This is a genomic window from Candidatus Magnetaquicoccus inordinatus (genome assembly GCF_004217665.1).
Lineage (GTDB): Bacteria > Pseudomonadota > Magnetococcia > Magnetococcales > Magnetaquicoccaceae > Magnetaquicoccus > Magnetaquicoccus inordinatus.
In genome coordinates, this window is the sequence record NZ_RXIU01000462.1 from 1 (window position 1) to 1,345 (window position 1,345).

1 protein-coding gene is annotated in these 1,345 nt (G+C 55.7%); it reads right to left on the bottom strand.

Features of this window, described 5'->3' with window-relative positions; all coding sequences use genetic code 11:
- Positions 1-84 precede the first annotated feature (84 nt).
- On the bottom strand, positions 85-1,179 hold the full coding sequence (locus tag EJP87_RS16550) for an ATP-grasp domain-containing protein (protein ID WP_130472940.1): 1,095 nt from the start codon (positions 1,177-1,179) through the stop codon (positions 85-87).
- Positions 1,180-1,345 lie beyond the last annotated feature (166 nt).

The following is a 1,345-nucleotide window of genomic DNA, read 5'->3' on the forward strand; positions in this document are numbered from 1 at the left end:
CGGAATGGCGCACAATTTTCCCGGGATGATAGCATTATTTTCGGGCATGGAGCAAATCTGCTCTGCAGAGTCAGGAGAGGTTTCCTACTCATTTTGCAAGCGAATGGGAGCATAACCACTGCCAGGTTGCCGAAAATTGGTTACCTGTCCCCGATACAGCCGGGGGGCTACACCCAACAAACGGTTTTGATAGACAAACAATCGCCAATCCACCTTCATATGCGTTGCCTCCTCCTGGGAAGGGGGAATAAAACGCTGTACCAAAGTGGTTTGTGGATCCAGGCTGTGAAAGCGTTGTCGCGAAATGCTATCCCCCAACAGCACACCGCGGCTACCAAAGGCAGTCACCGGTTTGAAAACCCACTGTTTGCGCTGCTGCCAAAGCTGCTCCTGGTCCAGATTTGCCAACAGTTGACAAGCCGGAATGGTCGCTTGTAACAGCTCCAACTGGCGTGGACTCACTCCCACAGAGGCCAACCAGGCGGTATCCTGCCAGAGAATCATGCGCCGTTTATCGGCCAAAAGAGCATAGCTGCGCGGATTGGGAGTCAGACAGATTTGCCGGGCCAAATAGGCCGCACGGATGGGAGCCATCGCAGGCGTTTCCAAATAAAAATCGCAATGACGGTTGTAGATCAGATCCACCCGTTTTCCCTGCCAGAACACTCCCTCTTCTCCACCCTGCAACTGGCGGGGATCGGCCAGGGCGGCCTCGACCCCCTGGGCAGCAAAGAGTTCACACAATGTGTGCATCTCTTCGGCCAGATACTGTTTTTCTGGCTCATCATCGACAATCAGAAGACGCCGGGGTTGGGTCAAAGAGCCGGCACTGAAGCGGCTCAACTCCTGGCTGAAGGTGGCGAGCAGCAAAGCCACACGTTTGTTCCGGGAAATCTGCGCGTGACCGGGAAAATCGGGATCATAGGCCCGCCAGGCCAGCAGGGCACCACCCGCATTGGTATTGACCTCAATCAACTGCGGCCCCTGTTTCTGCAGATGAAAATCATAGCCCATCATCACCGAATCATGACCAGGATCGAAGCGGGCCACCTCTGGCAACTGTTGGGCAAGTCGTTGGCGATAGGCGGGCAACTGCTGAAGAGAGTAGAGAGTGCGCATCAACTGCAACATGCGCCGCAGATGGCCTTTTGCGAGGGTGACAGTGGGCAAAGAGCTCATGGCGCGGTATCCACAGTGGCCATTAGGGGTGGGGGCGGCGCTTGGGTACGGCATTGCTGCAGAGAACGGAGCAGAGCCAACAAAGAGCAGGCTGCACCCACCGCCATCAGCAAAAACAGCGTGGGAGCACCCAGAGGTTCATACAGTTGTCCACACAACAACAGAC

Coding starts and splice junctions, on each gene's coding strand:
- EJP87_RS16550 (WP_130472940.1), bottom strand. CDS start 1,179: ATGAGCTCTTTGCCCACTGTCACCCTCGCAAAAGGCCATCTGCGGCGC.